The 16,623-nt window shown below is 44.4% G+C and carries 11 protein-coding genes; 1 reads left to right on the top strand and 10 read right to left on the bottom strand.

Features of this window, described 5'->3' with window-relative positions; all coding sequences use genetic code 11:
• Window positions 1-263: 263 nt before the first annotated feature.
• The 10 genes from HPS55_RS13300 to HPS55_RS13345 all read right to left on the bottom strand — a co-directional run bounded on the left by HPS55_RS13300 (window position 264) and on the right by HPS55_RS13345 (window position 15,083).
• Window positions 264-1,016 carry a LytR/AlgR family response regulator transcription factor gene (locus tag HPS55_RS13300; RefSeq protein WP_172178385.1) on the bottom strand — a complete coding sequence of 251 codons (753 nt, stop codon included), beginning with the start codon at window positions 1,014-1,016 and terminating at the stop codon, window positions 264-266.
• Window positions 1,017-1,173: 157 nt separating this feature from the next.
• Window positions 1,174-3,186, bottom strand: a complete 2,013-nt coding sequence (locus HPS55_RS13305) for a tetratricopeptide repeat-containing sensor histidine kinase (RefSeq protein ID WP_172178387.1) — start codon at window positions 3,184-3,186, stop codon at window positions 1,174-1,176.
• Window positions 3,187-3,496: 310 nt separating this feature from the next.
• The gene (locus HPS55_RS13310) at window positions 3,497-4,924 is read right to left on the bottom strand and encodes a sulfatase-like hydrolase/transferase (RefSeq protein ID WP_172178389.1); all 1,428 of its coding nucleotides are present in this window, start codon (window positions 4,922-4,924) and stop codon (window positions 3,497-3,499) included.
• Window positions 4,925-5,105: 181 nt separating this feature from the next.
• Window positions 5,106-5,723 (bottom strand): FKBP-type peptidyl-prolyl cis-trans isomerase, encoded by a 618-nt coding sequence (locus HPS55_RS13315; protein ID WP_172178391.1) that lies wholly within the window; start codon window positions 5,721-5,723, stop codon window positions 5,106-5,108.
• 10 nt (window positions 5,724-5,733) lie between these two features.
• Window positions 5,734-7,275, bottom strand: coding sequence for a glycine--tRNA ligase (locus tag HPS55_RS13320; RefSeq protein WP_172178393.1), 1,542 nt, complete (start codon window positions 7,273-7,275; stop codon window positions 5,734-5,736).
• Between the two features lie 272 nt (window positions 7,276-7,547).
• Window positions 7,548-10,775, bottom strand: a complete 3,228-nt coding sequence (locus tag HPS55_RS13325; RefSeq protein ID WP_172178395.1) for a type I restriction endonuclease subunit R — start codon at window positions 10,773-10,775, stop codon at window positions 7,548-7,550.
• Window positions 10,776-10,787: 12 nt separating this feature from the next.
• Window positions 10,788-11,912, bottom strand: coding sequence for a restriction endonuclease subunit S (locus tag HPS55_RS13330; RefSeq protein ID WP_253945888.1), 1,125 nt, complete (start codon window positions 11,910-11,912; stop codon window positions 10,788-10,790).
• A gap of 1 nt (window position 11,913) precedes the next feature.
• Complete coding sequence (locus HPS55_RS13335) at window positions 11,914-12,960, bottom strand: PDDEXK nuclease domain-containing protein (protein ID WP_172178396.1); 1,047 nt, start codon at window positions 12,958-12,960, stop codon at window positions 11,914-11,916.
• Window positions 12,947-14,536 carry a class I SAM-dependent DNA methyltransferase gene (locus tag HPS55_RS13340; RefSeq protein ID WP_172178398.1) on the bottom strand — a complete coding sequence of 530 codons (1,590 nt, stop codon included), beginning with the start codon at window positions 14,534-14,536 and terminating at the stop codon, window positions 12,947-12,949. The genes HPS55_RS13335 and HPS55_RS13340 overlap by 14 nt, the downstream gene beginning before the upstream one ends.
• A gap of 343 nt (window positions 14,537-14,879) precedes the next feature.
• On the bottom strand, window positions 14,880-15,083 hold the full coding sequence (locus tag HPS55_RS13345; RefSeq protein ID WP_136011253.1) for a helix-turn-helix transcriptional regulator: 204 nt from the start codon (window positions 15,081-15,083) through the stop codon (window positions 14,880-14,882).
• Window positions 15,084-15,238: 155 nt separating this feature from the next.
• Here HPS55_RS13345 and HPS55_RS14280 point away from each other — a divergent pair, with 155 nt between their 5' ends.
• Entirely contained in the window at window positions 15,239-16,126 is an 888-nt protein-coding gene (locus HPS55_RS14280) for a TIR domain-containing protein (RefSeq protein WP_172178400.1), read from the top strand.
• Window positions 16,127-16,623: the final 497 nt, after the last annotated feature.

Genomic DNA, 16,623 nt, shown 5'->3' on the forward strand with positions numbered 1-16,623 from the left:
GCCCTTGCGGGCATGGTTACGGACAAGTAACGTAGCGGCGTCCTGATTTGGCTTCAGCGGTGATTGCGATGGCTTCACGAATAATCGGAACCCCGACTGAAACCCCTGTAACTCAATTCTATCACTATATCTTTCCGCATTTCACTTTTTTGTAGTAACTTTGTAATGAAAATATGAATATATGGTATGAAAAAGTGTGTGAGTGGAGAAATAAGATACGTGTATCCGGTCAGTTGATGCAGAGGCTTATTGCCGATTTGTGTTTATAATCTGTTGAAACGTTCTATAAACCGTTTGCGGAAGAATCGTCCCACTTTGACATAGTCAATGTCTTCAAATGGCGGATAAAATAGGCAGAAATTGTCTTTTACTTCGAACAGATATCTCACGTTGATGATATACTTCTGGTTTATTTGTACGAAATTGTGGTCAAGGTTGAGTATGGTGTCGTTGGTGATGCTGCGTTTTAGTTTTATCGGGGTTTCTCGTCCGGCCACCACCACTTCCCACGACCTCAAGTCGTGATTATATTGGAAGAGTCCGATGTCTTTGATGCGTACCAGGCGGAAGTCGATGGCGTTGGTGTAGAACAGAAAGTGTTCTTCGTCTTGTTTTCTCACATTGTCACCTGCGGTTTGCTGTAGCCGTCTTTTCTTTTCCTTGTTAACAGTAAGCCTTTGTATTACGATATCTAATTCTTTAGGATCTACCGGTTTCAGCAGGAAATCGAAAGCGTTGCCACGGAACGACGGCAACATATAATCGTCGTAGGCCGTACACATTACTACGTCACATTCTCCGTTGTCACAGTCTATCTGTTCGAGAAAGTCGAGGCCCGACATATCAGGCATTTCCACGTCGAGAAACAGTACGTCCGGATGTCTTTCGTTCACCATTTTCAGGCCCGTTGATGCTTTGGTGGCGGTGCCGATAATCTCTATATCGGAGTATTCGCGGAGTCTTTCAGCAAGAAGTTCTATGGCTTTCTTGTCGTCATCTATCAGTATAACTTTCATTGGTCCTATTGTTTGTCGATTTGTTGGATTTCATCCCGTGTTTTCTCGCCATGGCAGAGTTGAAACAAGTTTCACTCTGCTCATTTGGCTTGACGAAAACATTCATATTCATGCGTGTTTTCTCGCCATGGCAGAGTTGAAACAAGTTTCACTTTGCTCATTTGGCTTGGCGAAAACATTCCTTTGATGTTTGCAATCTCGGTATATGAAGTTTCGATTCGCATCCGATTATCCGTCCGTCTTTGTTTTTCTTGTTGTGTATATAGAATGTTATATCGTCGGGACTTATCTGCACGTTTATTACGCGTATGGTGTGGCGTATTATGTCCAGTCCCGTTCGTGTGCTGTTGCGTGATGTCGAGCGGATATCAAATCCGTGCCCGTTGTCTGCCACGACGATGTCTGTGGCATTGTCGGAAGGCGTTATTATTACAGCGAGTTCTTTCGGACCGTCCTTGCCTTTCAGTCCGTGTTTTATTGCGTTTTCCACAAGAATCTGTACGAACATTGTGGGTATCTGTATGTATTTGAGAATGTCGTCCGACGGAGCATCAACGGTGAATGTGAAATCATCTCCAATCATGACGCGTTCAATGTCTATGTAATACTTTACGAATTCGATTTCTTCGTAAAGACTTATGTATGTGTTGCGCGAGATGTCGAGATTGGTCCTTATAAGTTTGGCCAGTGTCATCAGTTCGTTCCGTTCTTTCTCATCGGCTGAGCTTATACGGTTGTTGAGTACGTTGAAGATGAAGTGGGGAGACAGCCGGTTGCGGGCATTGTCCAGACGGAGCTGCATCATGTTCATTTCCATCTGTAGTTTGCGCTTGCGTGAGTATGCCATTACATACATGAATGTCAGTATGGCAAACACTATCACTGCTATTGTCATGGTCTGGTTGGTCTTTAGTGCTGCGTCTTTCTTCTGTATTTCCAGTTCATGGTGCAGCATGAGGGTGTCTTCCTTAAGCCGCTGCATTATTTCCGATGCTCTCATGTGCTGTCGGCTGTCGGCGATGGAATCACGCATGCTGAAACTCCGGCTCAGGTTTTCGAATGCTGAGCGCCAGTCTCCTGTCGCGGTATAATATTCGAGCATGTATTTGTTGTGTATGGCGACGATACCGTCTTCGATAGGTTCGTCGTGCGTGTAGTCTTTGATTATCTTCGGAACCATTTCCGGGTGTCCCTGTCTGACGGCCATTCCTATACGTATAGACCGTGCATAATACACGCCCATCCATATCTTGTTGTCGGTAAAGAAACGTTCGGCTTCTTCTACGTTTGTCTTTGCATCGTCCATGCGGCCCATGTTCAGATATACGTCGGCCAGATTGATTTTGCATGTATACATGTCGATTCCATAGTCGTTGTATTCCGTAAGAAGGCTTTTCATGCGCAGAAACATCTTCAGGGCATTGTCATAGTCGCCGAGAAAATAGTAGTAGTTGCCGAAGTTGTTGAGATAGTAAGCCTGCATGTTTACCGGCATACGGTCGTAGAAACTGCCGCATTCGCGATAATACTTCAGTGAAGTGTCGTAGTCGTCAAGGTTCATGTATATCCGTGCCAGACCGAGATAGAGCGTAACGTTCTTGATGTCGGGCAACTGTAGAGAATCCACAAGATATAGTGCGCGGCGATACCATGATGCCGCCTTTGCCATGTCGTTCATCTGTGTGTATGTGTCGGCCATGTTGGCACACAGTTCTGGCAAGAATTCCATGTCGTCGCTGTTCATCATGGCCTCGTATGCGGTGGTGTGCAGTTTGAGTATCTCATTGTGGTTGGTGCGGTGGCGGTGATAGTAGTTGGCTTTGATTTCATAAGCATGGGCCTTGATGCCGTTGACGCGGGGCGACGGGTTCTGTGTGTTTGCAAAGGCGATGGTGCGTTCGACGTATGGCAGCAGAGAGTCGGGAGTCTTCGAGTTAAGATGGTATTTGGCATGGCGCAGATATAGCTCATACCATTCCAGACTGTCTTTGGCTTCTGCCAGATAGTTTTCTATGATGGTCTGTACGTCCGGTTTTCTTGACGTGATCGAACTGTCGAGCGTGTTTATACGTTCGCGTTGTGCGTTTCTTCGTCTGACATCGTCGGATTTTCCACATCCGTATGTAGTCAGGAGAAGCAATGATACAACAATATAAAGTACATTTCTCATTTGTCCGGGATAGTCTTTTTATCGTAAAGATTATATATTAAGAACTGTACCGAGACGTCAATACCGGTATTTGTCCGGATATATCCGTCTGTTTAGTCTTTTCTTCTTCAAAGATAATGCAAACGAGTGCAATGAAAACTTGTTTTCAGATTGCCGGATGCAATTTATCTTCTGCAAAGATACACAAAATATTTCATACATCTTATGAGTATGGAATACTTGTGCTTAAATAGCGCTCAAACGTAAGGATAGCGGTTTGTTTGGCATTACGGATATGCCGTTTCTGTTTTATTCCGCCATCCTTGCGCTTTCAGAAAGTCTCTCCCGGCAGCGGCCAGTTTGGTGTCGGCTTGTGCATTTGGCGCATTTCCTTGTCAAACTGTCTGACCATTTCCGGGTATTTGTCGGCCAGGTTGTTGCGTTCTTCCGGGTCGTCTTTCAGATTGTATAGTTCCAGCGGCCTGTTGGGCTTTACCGTCACGCATTTCCAGTCGCCTCGGCGTGCCGCCCGTTGCTTGCCTGTAAACTCCCAGTATAGCAGCCTGTTGTCGGTGTCCGCCTTTCCGCCGTAGAACAACGGCAGTATGTTCATGCCGTCGATGTTTTGCGGCAGAGCCTTCTCACCACCGGCTAAAGCGGCAAACGTAGGCATGATGTCAGGGAAATATACAATGTTTTTCAGTTTCCGCACCGGCACACGGCCCGGTTGGTTCACAATCATCGGCACGCGTATGCCGCCTTCGTACAGCTGTCCTTTTCGTCCGTGAAAGCCGGCGTTGCAGTTGAGTTCGGCTATCGGGGCCTGTACCGCCGCGCCGTTGTCCGATGCGAATATGACGAGCGTGTTTTCTCGCAGCCCCGTGCTGTCGAGATGTTCGAGCAACCGTCCTATTGCTGCGTCCATATGGGTGATAAGTGCGGCGTATCGTTTGGTGTTCATCGACCAGTCGTTGCGGTCGTCATACCAGTTGGTGTCTTCTATGATGTAAGGCTCGTGCGGTGCGTCGTAAGCCAGATATAGGAAGAACGGGTTCTCTCTGTTGCGGTCGATGAACTTTATTGCGTCGTCGGTCGATATGTCCGTGTTGTGCCTGACGTGCCGGTCGTGGGCATTTTCCTCTATTGTAGTCAGGCTGTCGCCCGCAAAGCGGTAGTATGGATAATAGTAAGGAGAGTTGGAGTGCACGGTGCTTATAGTCCATCCGTAGAACTCGTGAAAGCCGCGATGGTTGGGCGCTGCCCCCGGGTCGTACCCGTCCAGATGCCATTTGTTGACCAGACAAGTGCGGTATCCGGCAGCCGAAAGCACCGTTGCGATGGTCGTGTCGGTAGGCAACAGGTTGGCGCGGCGTATGTAAGTGGTGTCTCCCTGCGGTGATATCTTCATTCCGCGTATGCCGTTTGCCGTGCAGGTGTTGTCGCGTATGGTGGTGTTGCCCGTGTTTTTGCCCGTCATCAGCGAGCATCTCGACGGCGACGATATTCCGCTGCCGGCATAGCATTGGGTGAATGTGGTGCCCGTCTGCGACAGACGGTCTATGTTCGGAGTCTTGACGTGCTTGCTTCCGAAACACGACAGGTCGCCATATCCCATGTCGTCTGCCAGTATGAAGATGATGTTGGGTCGGTCCGGAGTGGCTTTCCGTACGTTGTTGTCGGCAGCCTGTGCATATGCGGCCGATGATATCAGTCCGATGGCGGCGGCCATAGGACTGTAGCAGATTCCGTTTTTCTTCATAGTTGTAGTCAATAAATGCTTTTCTTCATATTCTTTATGTACATATCATGTTATGGCATGACATGTCAGGCACGGACAACGCTGCCCGGAACAAGATGAGACCGTATGCTGTGCGCTGCCCGTGCCTGACTGGCAGTAATGTCCGAATCCTTTCGGACGTGTCTGTCATTAATCCGTGGAGTCACTCTTTCACGATACCCGGAGACCAGAAGTCGGTCAATACCAGATCGAATATGAGGGTGCTGTAAGCCGGTATGCTTCCGTTTCCGGCGTTTCTGTATCCCAATTGATACGGTATGTATACTTTCCAGTGGTCGCCACGGCTCATTTTCAGCAAGGCTGTAGTGAATCCGTCCACTCTATCCGATACGGGGAAATCCGTCGTGGCGCTTGTTTCCGGGTCGTATTCTCCGTAGAACGTGCGGTCGAAGACATAGCCGGCCGGATATGACAGCGACGGCAGCAACCGGCCTGTGTAGCTCACCGATACCGTATCGGTATATAGCGGACTGCCTGATGCGCCGGTTTCCTTTTCCACGTGTACAATGATGTAGTCGGCGTTTGTTCCGGCAGTCTCTTCCGATTTCGACCACGTTTTCAGTCTTTTCCAGTCCGTGCGTGTCGGGTCGGCCTCGAGCAGGGCCTTTACCGAGTCGCTCAGGTGGTTGAAGAAGTTTTCGTTGGTTGCCTGCCAGTTTGCATATTCCTCCACCGTATTGTCCTCCTCGCTGCACGATACCATTGCCACCGTCAGTGACAACAGTATCATGGCGAGAGCTGTTATTCTGTATTTCTTCATTTTTGCAAGTTTATTGCAGTTTCTTCAACAGGCCGGCAATGCTCACCTTGTCCTCGATGATGCTGTTCAGCCGGGCTATGTCCACGCGCTCCTGTTCCATGGTGTCGCGGAAACGCAGTGTCACGGTGTTGTCTTTCAGCGTGTCGTAGTCGACAGTCACGCAGTAAGGCGTTCCTATTGCATCCTGACGGCGGTAGCGTTTGCCGATGGTGTCCTTCTCGTCGTACTGGCAGTTGAAGTGGAAACGCAGGTTGTCGATAATCTCGCGGGCCTTTTCGGGCAGTCCGTCCTTCTTTACCAGAGGCATCACTGCCAGCTTTACCGGAGCCAGAGCGGCGGGCAGCTTGAGCACGGTACGTGTCTCGCCGTTCTCCAGTTTCTCCTCTTCAAACGAGTGGCACATGATTGAGAGGAACATACGGTCCACACCGATGGACGTCTCGATGACATACGGAGTGTAGCTTTCGTTGGTCTGCGGGTCGAAGTATTTGATGCTCTTGCCTGAGAATTTCTCGTGCTGCGACAGGTCGAAATTGGTGCGGCTGTGTATGCCTTCCACCTCCTTGAAGCCGAACGGCATACGGAACTCGATGTCCGTGGCGGCATTGGCGTAGTGGGCCAGCTTGTCGTGGTCGTGGAAACGGTAGTTCTCGGCGCCGAATCCCAGTGCCTGGTGCCATGCCATACGCGTCTGTTTCCACTTCGGGAACCAGTCGAGCTCGGTGCCGGGCTTCACGAAGAACTGCATCTCCATCTGCTCGAACTCGCGCATGCGGAATATAAACTGGCGTGCCACAATCTCGTTGCGGAAGGCCTTTCCTATCTGTGCTATGCCGAACGGTATCTTCATTCGGCCCGTCTTCTGCACGTTGAGGTAGTTCACGAAGATGCCCTGTGCCGTCTCCGGACGCAGATACACCTTCATGGCTCCGTCGGCCGATGCTCCCATTTCGGTGGAGAACATCAGGTTGAACTGGCGCACGTCGGTCCAGTTCTTCGTGCCTGATATCGGGTCTACAATCTCCTCGTCCACGATAATCTGTTTCAGAGCCTCCAGATCCGGACCCTGCATGGCTGCCGCATAACGTTCGTGCAGAGCGTCGCGCTTCTGTTTTGTCTCGAGCACACGCGGGCTTGTGGCCATATACTGCGCCTCGTCGAACGACTCGCCGAAGCGTTTGCGGGCCTTGACCACCTCTTTCTCTATCTTCTCGTCATATTTTGCTATCTGGTCTTCGATGAGCACGTCGGCACGGTAGCGCTTCTTGGAGTCGCGGTTGTCGATGAGCGGGTCGTTGAATGCGTCCACATGTCCCGATGCCTTCCATATTGTGGGGTGCATGAATATGGCCGAGTCGATGCCCACGATGTTCTCGTGAAGCAGCACCATGCTCTTCCACCAGTATTCCTTGATGTTGTTTTTCAGTTCCACACCGTTCTGACCATAGTCGTACACGGCTCCCAGTCCGTCGTAGATATCGCTGCTGGGGAATACGAAACCGTATTCCTTGCAATGAGATACAATTTTCTTAAAAACGTCTTCTTGTGCCATAATAGTTTTATAATATATCTAAATCATTGTGCAAAGATACCGTTTTTCCATGAAAGAAGTGGAAAAATGATGTAAAAGTTTATAAATTCGTCATGGCTAGTTGAACCTGCAGCCTCTTCTGATAGTTTCAGGTCAATCTCAATGGACACATTATGATCTTTTTCGCACTCTGAATAAAAGAACGCATTATATCACAATGCTGTGACAAAAAACTTCGTAAATCTATGGAATTCATATTATATATGGTATATTCTTCGACAATTATAGTGTTACTAATTATTCTTTTTATAATTTTCTACCTGTTCCAGAACTTTTTGGAAGACCTCTTCATCCCATTGAGGAGGATAACCTTCTTTGTAGAGAAGATATGTAAGCTGGCTGGCAAGTTTGCTTTTTAGGTTGTCATTATTCAACCAATCGGCATAAACTGCGGTATCATCAATCAGTGTCTTGATTTTCTTTGCCAATTCAATACACAGTTCATCTGCATATTCAAAACCGTGTTTGTCACGAACTTCGACAAGAACATCAAAGAAAGCTTTCTCTTCGAAAGTGATACCTAAAACTCTGAATTTCTCGCTGTCAGATTTAAGTTCTTTCAGGATATTCATCAGCTTGTTCGACAGTCCGTTGATTTTGTATGAAACGATGTCACATACATCATTCACCACGTTCTGTGTCACTTCATTGGTGAATATCAACTTGTCCCTTGTATTATAGGCATCTATCGTATCTTCAAGCATTTTCTGGAAATGTTCAGCCTGAATCTTGTTTGTCCGGCTGTATGCTCTGATGGCTTTAGCGACAAGTTTACAAAGAATCTGGAACTTGGTGAACGGCATTTTTATTTCATCGACCTCTTTGGCAAATGAGTCGCTGAAAATATTTTCTTCAACACCTTCATTCATTACTCGTTCTACACCACTTGCAAGAATCGCTTCTTGAACCATTTGTTCTACGTGCCTGTTCATGTTCTCCGTATCGTGTTCGGTAGCGGTCATTTTAGTCACGTATGAGCAGATGCCCATGAAGCATTGACTCCATGTTACCTCTTCTTCTGTCAGAATGCCGGCTGGGTTACAGATATTATAAGCAGAGCGCAGCCGTTTGACATGTTCCTTGAAAAGTTTGAGGAAGGAAACTTCTCCTTTTCGTTCTACGCTGTTGGCAAGGATATATTCAGCAGCTTCTTGAATGAATTGAAGCCGAGCAAGGTCATTATTCCCGAAGAAACGGTCAAAGACCAGTCCAGACAATCGCTCTTGCAAAAGTTGCAGTTCGTTCTGCAACACTTCATGTGCAACTTCCAAATCCTCCTGCTGTCCGACTTCGCCACCATATTTTTTCATGGCTTTTTTCATCTCTTCGCGAATACCTATGTAGTCGATGATAAAGCCACACTCTTTTGTGCCGAATTTACGGTTTACACGCGAAATGGTCTGAATGAGCGTATGTTTCGATAGCGGTTTGTCGTTATAAAGCATCGTCAGGCAAGGCACATCGAATCCAGTAATCCACATATCTACATTGATGGATATATGGAAATTCGATTTTTCCGATTTGAACTCAGCATCAAGAAATCTACGATAATCTTTGTCTCCAAGCAGATTGTAAAGTTCCTTTTCATCGTCCTTATCTCTGGTCATGACCATATTGACGAATGCGATATCATTCAGTTTGTTCTTTTCGTCAGCAGTCAATACAAGTTCGTTCAATGCTTTCTTATTCTCGAACCAGTCGGGCTGCATCTTCCGCATGATTTTATACAATCTGAATGCTATTTTGCGGTCGGCGCAAGTAATCATGGCCTTTTGCAGACGGTCTGTTATCTCAGTCCGACGCTTATAATCTTCGATAATGTCTTTGGCAACACGATGCAGGACATCTTCATCACCGATAATCACCTCCATACCGGACATAGCAGCCTTGCTCTTTGCTATATCCTCCGGCGTTGCCCCTTCGTCTGCACACAGCTGATAATACTTTTCTACTTTTTCTGCTTGTTCTTTATTGAGGAACACACGGGCCAACCGAGGATCATATTTGATAGGAACGGTTATATCGTCCTCTTCCGATTCCCTCATCGTATATTGGTCTACCACCTTGCCGAACACATGTATGGTTTCGTCAATGGGCGTTCCCGTAAAACCTACGTATGTGGCGTTCGGCAATGCATCCCGCAGATATTTGGCAAAGCCGTATGTGATTTTCGCTCCTATCTTATCGGCTTCTCCTTCGGTTTGGATGGATAGTTTAGAACCTATATTGTTTTGGGAGCGATGCGCTTCATCACTTAGGCAAATGACATTGGAACGTTCTGTAAGCAATCCTGTAGTCTCTGCGAATTTCTGAATCGTGGTAATATAGACCCCGCCAGTTTTGCGCATACTCATCTCCTCTGCAAGTTCCTTTCTTGTTTCAAAGACTTTTACAGCTTCGTCTTCAAGATATTGTTTCGAGCGGCAGAATAGTTTCCCGGTCTGTGTCTCCAAATCCTCCCTGTCTACTATGATGAGAATAGTAGGGCTCCCCAATTGCTTCTTGCATCGTAAAGCCAGTTGGCGGGCAAGGAATAGCATGGTATATGTTTTTCCACACCCTGTGGCTCCGAAATATGTACCGCCCTTACCATCACCTCCGACAGAACGCAAATGATTCAGGATATGATCCCGCAGTTTGCGTGTAGCAAAGAACTGCGGATAACGGCATACGATTTCGGTCGTGTCGTCTTCTTTAGTCGGATCGGGGAAATAGACATAGTCCCGCAATACCTCCAATATGCGTTCCGGAGAAAGTGCTCCGCGAATAAGAGTACGAAGTGTATCAAGACCTTTTCCGGCTTTGTCTTCATTATTTATCTTCTTCCATTCGTAGAAAAATTCAAATGGTGTATAGGTAGAACCCAAAGCATTCTTTGCCCCGTCACTGATTACTGCCAAAGCGCAATATTTCAGCAATGCCGGAATATCCCGCATATAGCGTGTGCAAATCTGCGTATGCGCATCGTGTATAGTAGCATTCTGCTTGGTTGGATTTTTCAGTTCGATGATGCAGACGGGTATGCCGTTTATGAAAAGCAGGATATCCGGACGACGATTCTCACGGCCTTGCTCCATGACAAACTGATTGACACAATGGAAAATATTATGGTCGGGATGCTCGAAGTCGATGTATTCCAAACGAAACGGATTATCCCGACCATCGCTATATGCAAAATCATAGCCGTCACGATAGAGCAAAAAAGCATTCCGGAGAGCGTAATAGTCATTCTGTCCGCCAGTATTGCGTAGGTTAGCGACGATACTGTCCATCTCGGAGGTGGTCAAATTCTTATCCTTGTATTGAGCGGCAAGAAAACACCTTAAATCCTCTTCGATAAGCGGATCAGTATATTTCCTGTGAATGTCATCACCAAATGTATATTGCCAGTGTGCCTCTCGGAGAAGCTCGATGGTTGCTTCCTCGAACTGGCTTTCATAATATTTCCCTTTGTTTGCCATAATCGCTGCTGTTTAAGAATGTATGACGTGTTGAAGTAATGCCGGACAGACCTCACGAGAAAGCCTGTCGGCTTCTTCGGCTATTTGCTTTGCCTCGTTGGCATATTTGTATATGTTGACGATTGCACGTTGAACGTCAATAGGAGGAATAGGCATCTTACAACGTTTCATATCTTCAAAGGAGAATGCTTCACGTGCACTTCCCCATGAGTTAAAACGGGCGTAACGGTCAAATTCAGGACGACAGAACCATAAATATAAGAATTCCGGTAGAATCTTTTCTTCATCCACTTTGAATACAGATGAAATAGATGAAACAATATAGGTTTTATCTGAATCATTCAACCCTAAACTCATTTTATCTCCACGACGAGAGGTATCAGGTACAAAAGCGATTTCTTTAGACTTTACCAATTTATACGAATTTAATGAGACTCCATCCAAATTCGCTTTTGTTTCAATTAAACCTTTTGATGTCGCTATTCCACGAACATCCTTTTCTGTAAATTTGCCTTCTAAATTACGTTCATTACATTCTTCAATGTACGGTCCGATTTCCTGCAATAGATATTTGTACTTCAATTCTTGGATATAACTTTGACATACCTGCATAAGTGGGGCAGCCTTAGCCTCGTTTTGTTCTTTGATTTCCCGAAATGCACGCCATACATTCACCACTTTCCGCTGTTCATTAGGAGATGGCAGCGGAATAAGCAATTCGCTCAATTTATTTAGGTTGTATTCAGCTCTTTGACTACCAAAGTTGTCATAATCTACATATCTGTAAAACTCATTTCGCCTAAGATAGAGCGTTAAAAACTCTGCAGATAATAAAGATTTGTGTTCTTCCTTTATATAAAATACTTGATATAGGTGAGAAACAATACACATTCCTTCTGTTCTATAAGCTAAAGAACCGATATTTAATCTTGATGGGTTATAAACAATATCGCCATGCCTGACAACTTTATAAGGCTTCAGATTGATATCGTCTGTAAGAGCTTTAGTCGGCTGGAACTCACCATCACTATTCACCCCTTCAATCGAATCAACACCATATTTGAGTGAAGAGTTATTTTCACGTCTTGGAGAAATATAATCTCCCAGACGAACCCATTTTACATTACTCGCTCCCATATCACTCCTCCATTCCGTGTTGTTCCAAGAAGAAACGTTTTTGCTGTTCTATCTCTCGGCTCAGCTCTTCCTCCGTCGGCATATAAGCCATATATTTAGCGGCAAAAAGTTGCTCGCTACCGTTAAGTACGGAGTATTTAGCCAAGACTTTATCGGTCTCGGTGCAGAGCAGTATGCCTATTGTGGGGTTATCATTCTCATCTTTTATAAGGTCATCGTACATCCGAACATACATATCCAATTGCCCCACATCTGCGTGTGTCAGAGGATGTGTTTTCAATTCAAACAGCACGTAACGTTTGAGTTTGATGTTATAGAACACAAGGTCAATGTAAAAATCACCTGTGTCCGTTGAAATGTGTTTCTGCCTATCGACAAAAGCAAATCCACGTCCCAATTCCATGATAAATTGTTGCAGATGGTCTATTAAGGCTTGCTCCAACTGGCTCTCGTCATATTTGCTATCCTTGCGAAAACCTAAAAACTCGGCAACCACTGGGCTTTTTATATATTCCAGTGGATCATTTGCTTCGACATCCGGTGCCGGTAATGCCAATCCCTCTCTTACGCAAGCCATTCGGCGACCATAGTATTGTGTGCCTATGTTGCGGTTAAGTGTTCTCACACTCCACATTTGTTCCGAAGCCTCTTTTACATACCACTCTCTGGCCTTAGGGTCTGCAACCTGTATAATCAAGCGGAAGTGCGACCAAGTCAGATTGTGAACACGCGTGTTCACAATCTCCAAATCATTGAAACACAGATAAAATTGGCGAAAGTAATCGAGATTTCGCTTGCTGAACGTATTGCCGTATTTAGGCATCAGCTGTTCTGCCAATGTTTTAATCAACCGAGTACCATACTGCGCACGAGCTTCTCCATGCTGTTCTTCTTCCACTATACGCCGCCCGATATGCCAATAGGTAAGTACCGTAATTTGATTGGCTGCCGCGTATGCCTGTTGACGGCCTTGTTCTATGATGTTCCGAATGTCATCAAAGAGTGTATCGGTTGTTATATTATGATGTTGCAACTTATTCTTTTCCATACCCTAAAATTTTGAAAGCGTTTACGAGTTCCGTTTCGTTTGCATCCCATCTTTTCTTCAACGTATCAAATTTATGACTCATTTCTGAAAGTGCAGATTTATAGTCTATTTCCGTATCACGGTCTATAAACTCAATATATCTGGAGGGCACAAGAGAGTATCCTTTTTCTTGGATTTCGTCACGATGCGCAGCATAGTACAATTCCGGCTCGGCATACTCGACAAAATTCTCGGTTTGCCAGTTGAAGTATATTTGACGTACTCTGTCTATGTCCGCTTCTGCTAGACGGACATATTTCTTCTCGTATATATTATTGTTCCAAGTCCGCAAGTCAATGAACAAAATCTCACCTGTATGGTCGCGAAGTTGCCTGCCATGCCATGAACCGCCTTTCTTGTTGTTGTTCAAGACCCAAAGGGTGACTGATATATCGGTAGAATAGAACATGTTTCGCGGCAAAACTATAATAGCTTCTATTTTGTCGCTTTCGATTAGCTGTTTACGTATTTCCTGTGTATCGCTATCATCCAAAGCACCATTGGCAAGCAGAAATCCTGCGATTCCACGACAGACGTTCAATTTGTTTAGGATATGAAGAATCCACGCATAGTTGGCATTGCTGGTAGGAGGGATGCCATAGCCTTGCCATCGGGGATCAGTCTCAAAACCTCCATATTCAGCATATTTCTTCAAATTGAACGGCGGATTTGCCATGATGTAATCAAACTTGAGTTCCTTATGCTGGTCGTCGGAGAACGTAGACACGGCTCTATCGCCCAAATGGTAAGAGATGCCTCGGATAGCCAGGTTCATCTTTGCAAGGCGATAGGTTGCCGGTTCTGATTCCTGCCCATAGACATTGACAGCTTTAGTGTTTCCACCGTGAGCCTCTATGAACTTTGCAGCTTGAACAAACATACCTCCGGAACCACAGCAAGGGTCATAGACCGTCCCATCAAAAGGTTCAATAAGAGACGCTATAAGCTCTACGATAGAATGCGGTGTATAAAATTCGCCTTCCTCTTTGTCGGCATTGATTGAGAACGCTTGTAAAAAATACTCATATACACGGCCTATGAGGTCATGGTCATTAAACTTCTGTGGGTCAATCTTGTTTATTTCATCCACTACGCTTTTCAATACTCCCGGTTCAAGGGCTGTCTTCGTGAAAATCTGCTGCGGAAGGGCATTTTTCAACTTTGGTTCGTTGTCGTCCAAGGTCTTTATAGCCGTATCGAAAGCGATAGCCATGCCGGTTGGCGATGTGAGAATCAGTTTGTCCCAAAATGTTTCATCCGTCAGGAAAAACACTCCGTCCTGCATATATTGGTTGGGACGTGAAAGTTGCAACTCAATGAAATCCGTATCATCAATGCCCTGTACTTCCACTATCTCATGCCTGATTTTCTCCTTTTGTTGTTTGAACCGTTCTCCTATGAATTTCAGGAATACAAGGGTCAACAGCAGGTCGCGCTTATCTGTCATGGCTGCACGTCCACGCAGACTGTTACGACAGTTGAAAAGTATCGTTTCAAGAGTCTCTTCCTTTATCGGTTTATTCTGTTTCTTAGCCATTCTATTATTTTATCAGTTCGGTATTTAACTTAAACAGATTCCTTTATGCTTGCTATAATAGCTCCACATCAAGATTGAATCATATATTTTGGAAAGACTACATATCCATACCTCTTCTCTGGTTCTACGAAATGGATCTCTTCTTAATTCTTCGATTATTTCCGGAGTCCATCCTCCACACGCTTCCTTCGGAACATTGGAGAAATCAATTAACGATGGGTGGCAATCAAACGGGTCGTTCAACTGTGTAGCATTGGTAAATTGAAGGTTACTATAATGTAACATCATCAATCCACCGTTAAAATCAAGATATTTATATAATTTGACTGCTCCCATAACCTTATTATTCAGTTCTTAGCAAGTCATCCACAGTTACGCCCAACACTTTGGATATTTGAATTAAAGTCTCTACATTAGGTTGCGTTGTATTTGTAACCCATTTGGAGATTATAGCAGGATCTTTATCCAGTTGTTCAGAAAGCCACTTATTGCTCTTATCTTTTTCTGCAAGAACGACTTTGATTCGGTTTAATAATTTACGCTCCATGTTTATATGCCTATCCAATATGGCTACAAAGTTATAAATTATGAGAGAATATATTTGATTTATTAGGTTATATTTTGTATAGAAAACGCAAAAAAGTGAGCAAATCATCAATTTGTTCTACGAAATTCGTATCTTTGCAAAAACTATTTGGATTTATGGCTACAGGAAATCTTATCAAGAAAAAGGAAGACTTCGAATTATGGTTGAAGTCTCAGATTGCAAAAGGTCGCGACTTGCTAAAACGTGAAGTTAGCGAAGATGACACAACTATTGTGCGCTACAGAACGATTATTAAAATAAAGGAATATGACGAAGATGAGAAAAAATCATTTCTTGCAGACTATAAAAAATGGGATTCATATAATAGCGAATTGATAAGCCGTTCTTTTGACGATAACGATTCGCCTCAATCTTATTATAGTGTATATGGTCGTACCGGAGATCCAACAAGATTATTTGGTGAAGACATTATTAAAGAAGCTAAGCAACAAATAAATGAAAAAGTTGTCTATTTAGAGAGTGTAATGGATCAATTATCATTAATTCCACAGATGGGAATAAATGATAATCATAACAGAGGAGAAAAAACGGATATGGAGAATAAGGATGTTTTTATTGTTCATGGTCATGATAGCGGACTAAAAAATGAAGTTGCACGATTTATAACAAATATGGGTTATAATCCAATTATTCTGCATGAACAACCTAATAGAGGCAAAACTATAATTGAAAAAATAGAAACTTTTTCCAATGTGTGTTACGCAATAATATTATATACCCCATGTGATAAAGGTGCTTCTAATAATGATCAAGATTTATTACCAAGAGCAAGGCAGAATGTAGTTTTTGAGCATGGATATCTTATAGGAAAACTTGGGAGAGAAAGAGTCTGTGCTTTAATTAAAGAGGAGGTAGAAAGACCTGGGGATGTTGATGGAATCGTCTATGTTACATATGATGACAGAGGCGCATGGAAAAAAGATATTGCCAAAGAGTTCAATACATTAGGAATGCATTTTAACCACAATGCATTATTATATTAGCGTTTGTATTGATGCTGGACGCATTTGTTTATGACATTGATAGTCTCAGAGGATATAGATCTTTTGTCAAAATCAATATGATTAAAATTAAATAAGTTAGTCAATAAAATTAAACTACATTATCGTCCGGACAGAACGCGCCCTAAATGAACGTGCCCCGCCGGGTAGGGTGTCCAAAACTTGTTGTTCATTTCTGAAATCATAGTCAAATAAATATATTAAGTTAGTCAACAGAATCAAACTACATAATCACTCGGATATAGGATGGATGCGCCTTGAAAAGGCAACGAGCACATAGCCCGGGGCAGAGCGAAGCGGCACCCCGGGAATAACACGATTGTACACACTCGCCCTGAAAGGGCAAAAGCATTAATTATTAGGTATTTACATTTTATGTATTGTATGCTTTTTATGCTTTTGCCCTTGCTCTAAGTTTGCAGAAGATTGCGACGCAGTCGCATATTTAAAAAAAACAGGAGTTATAATTATGACAACTC

The organism is Xylanibacter rodentium (genome assembly GCF_013166575.1).
Classification (GTDB): Bacteria; Bacteroidota; Bacteroidia; order Bacteroidales; family Bacteroidaceae; genus Prevotella; species Prevotella rodentium.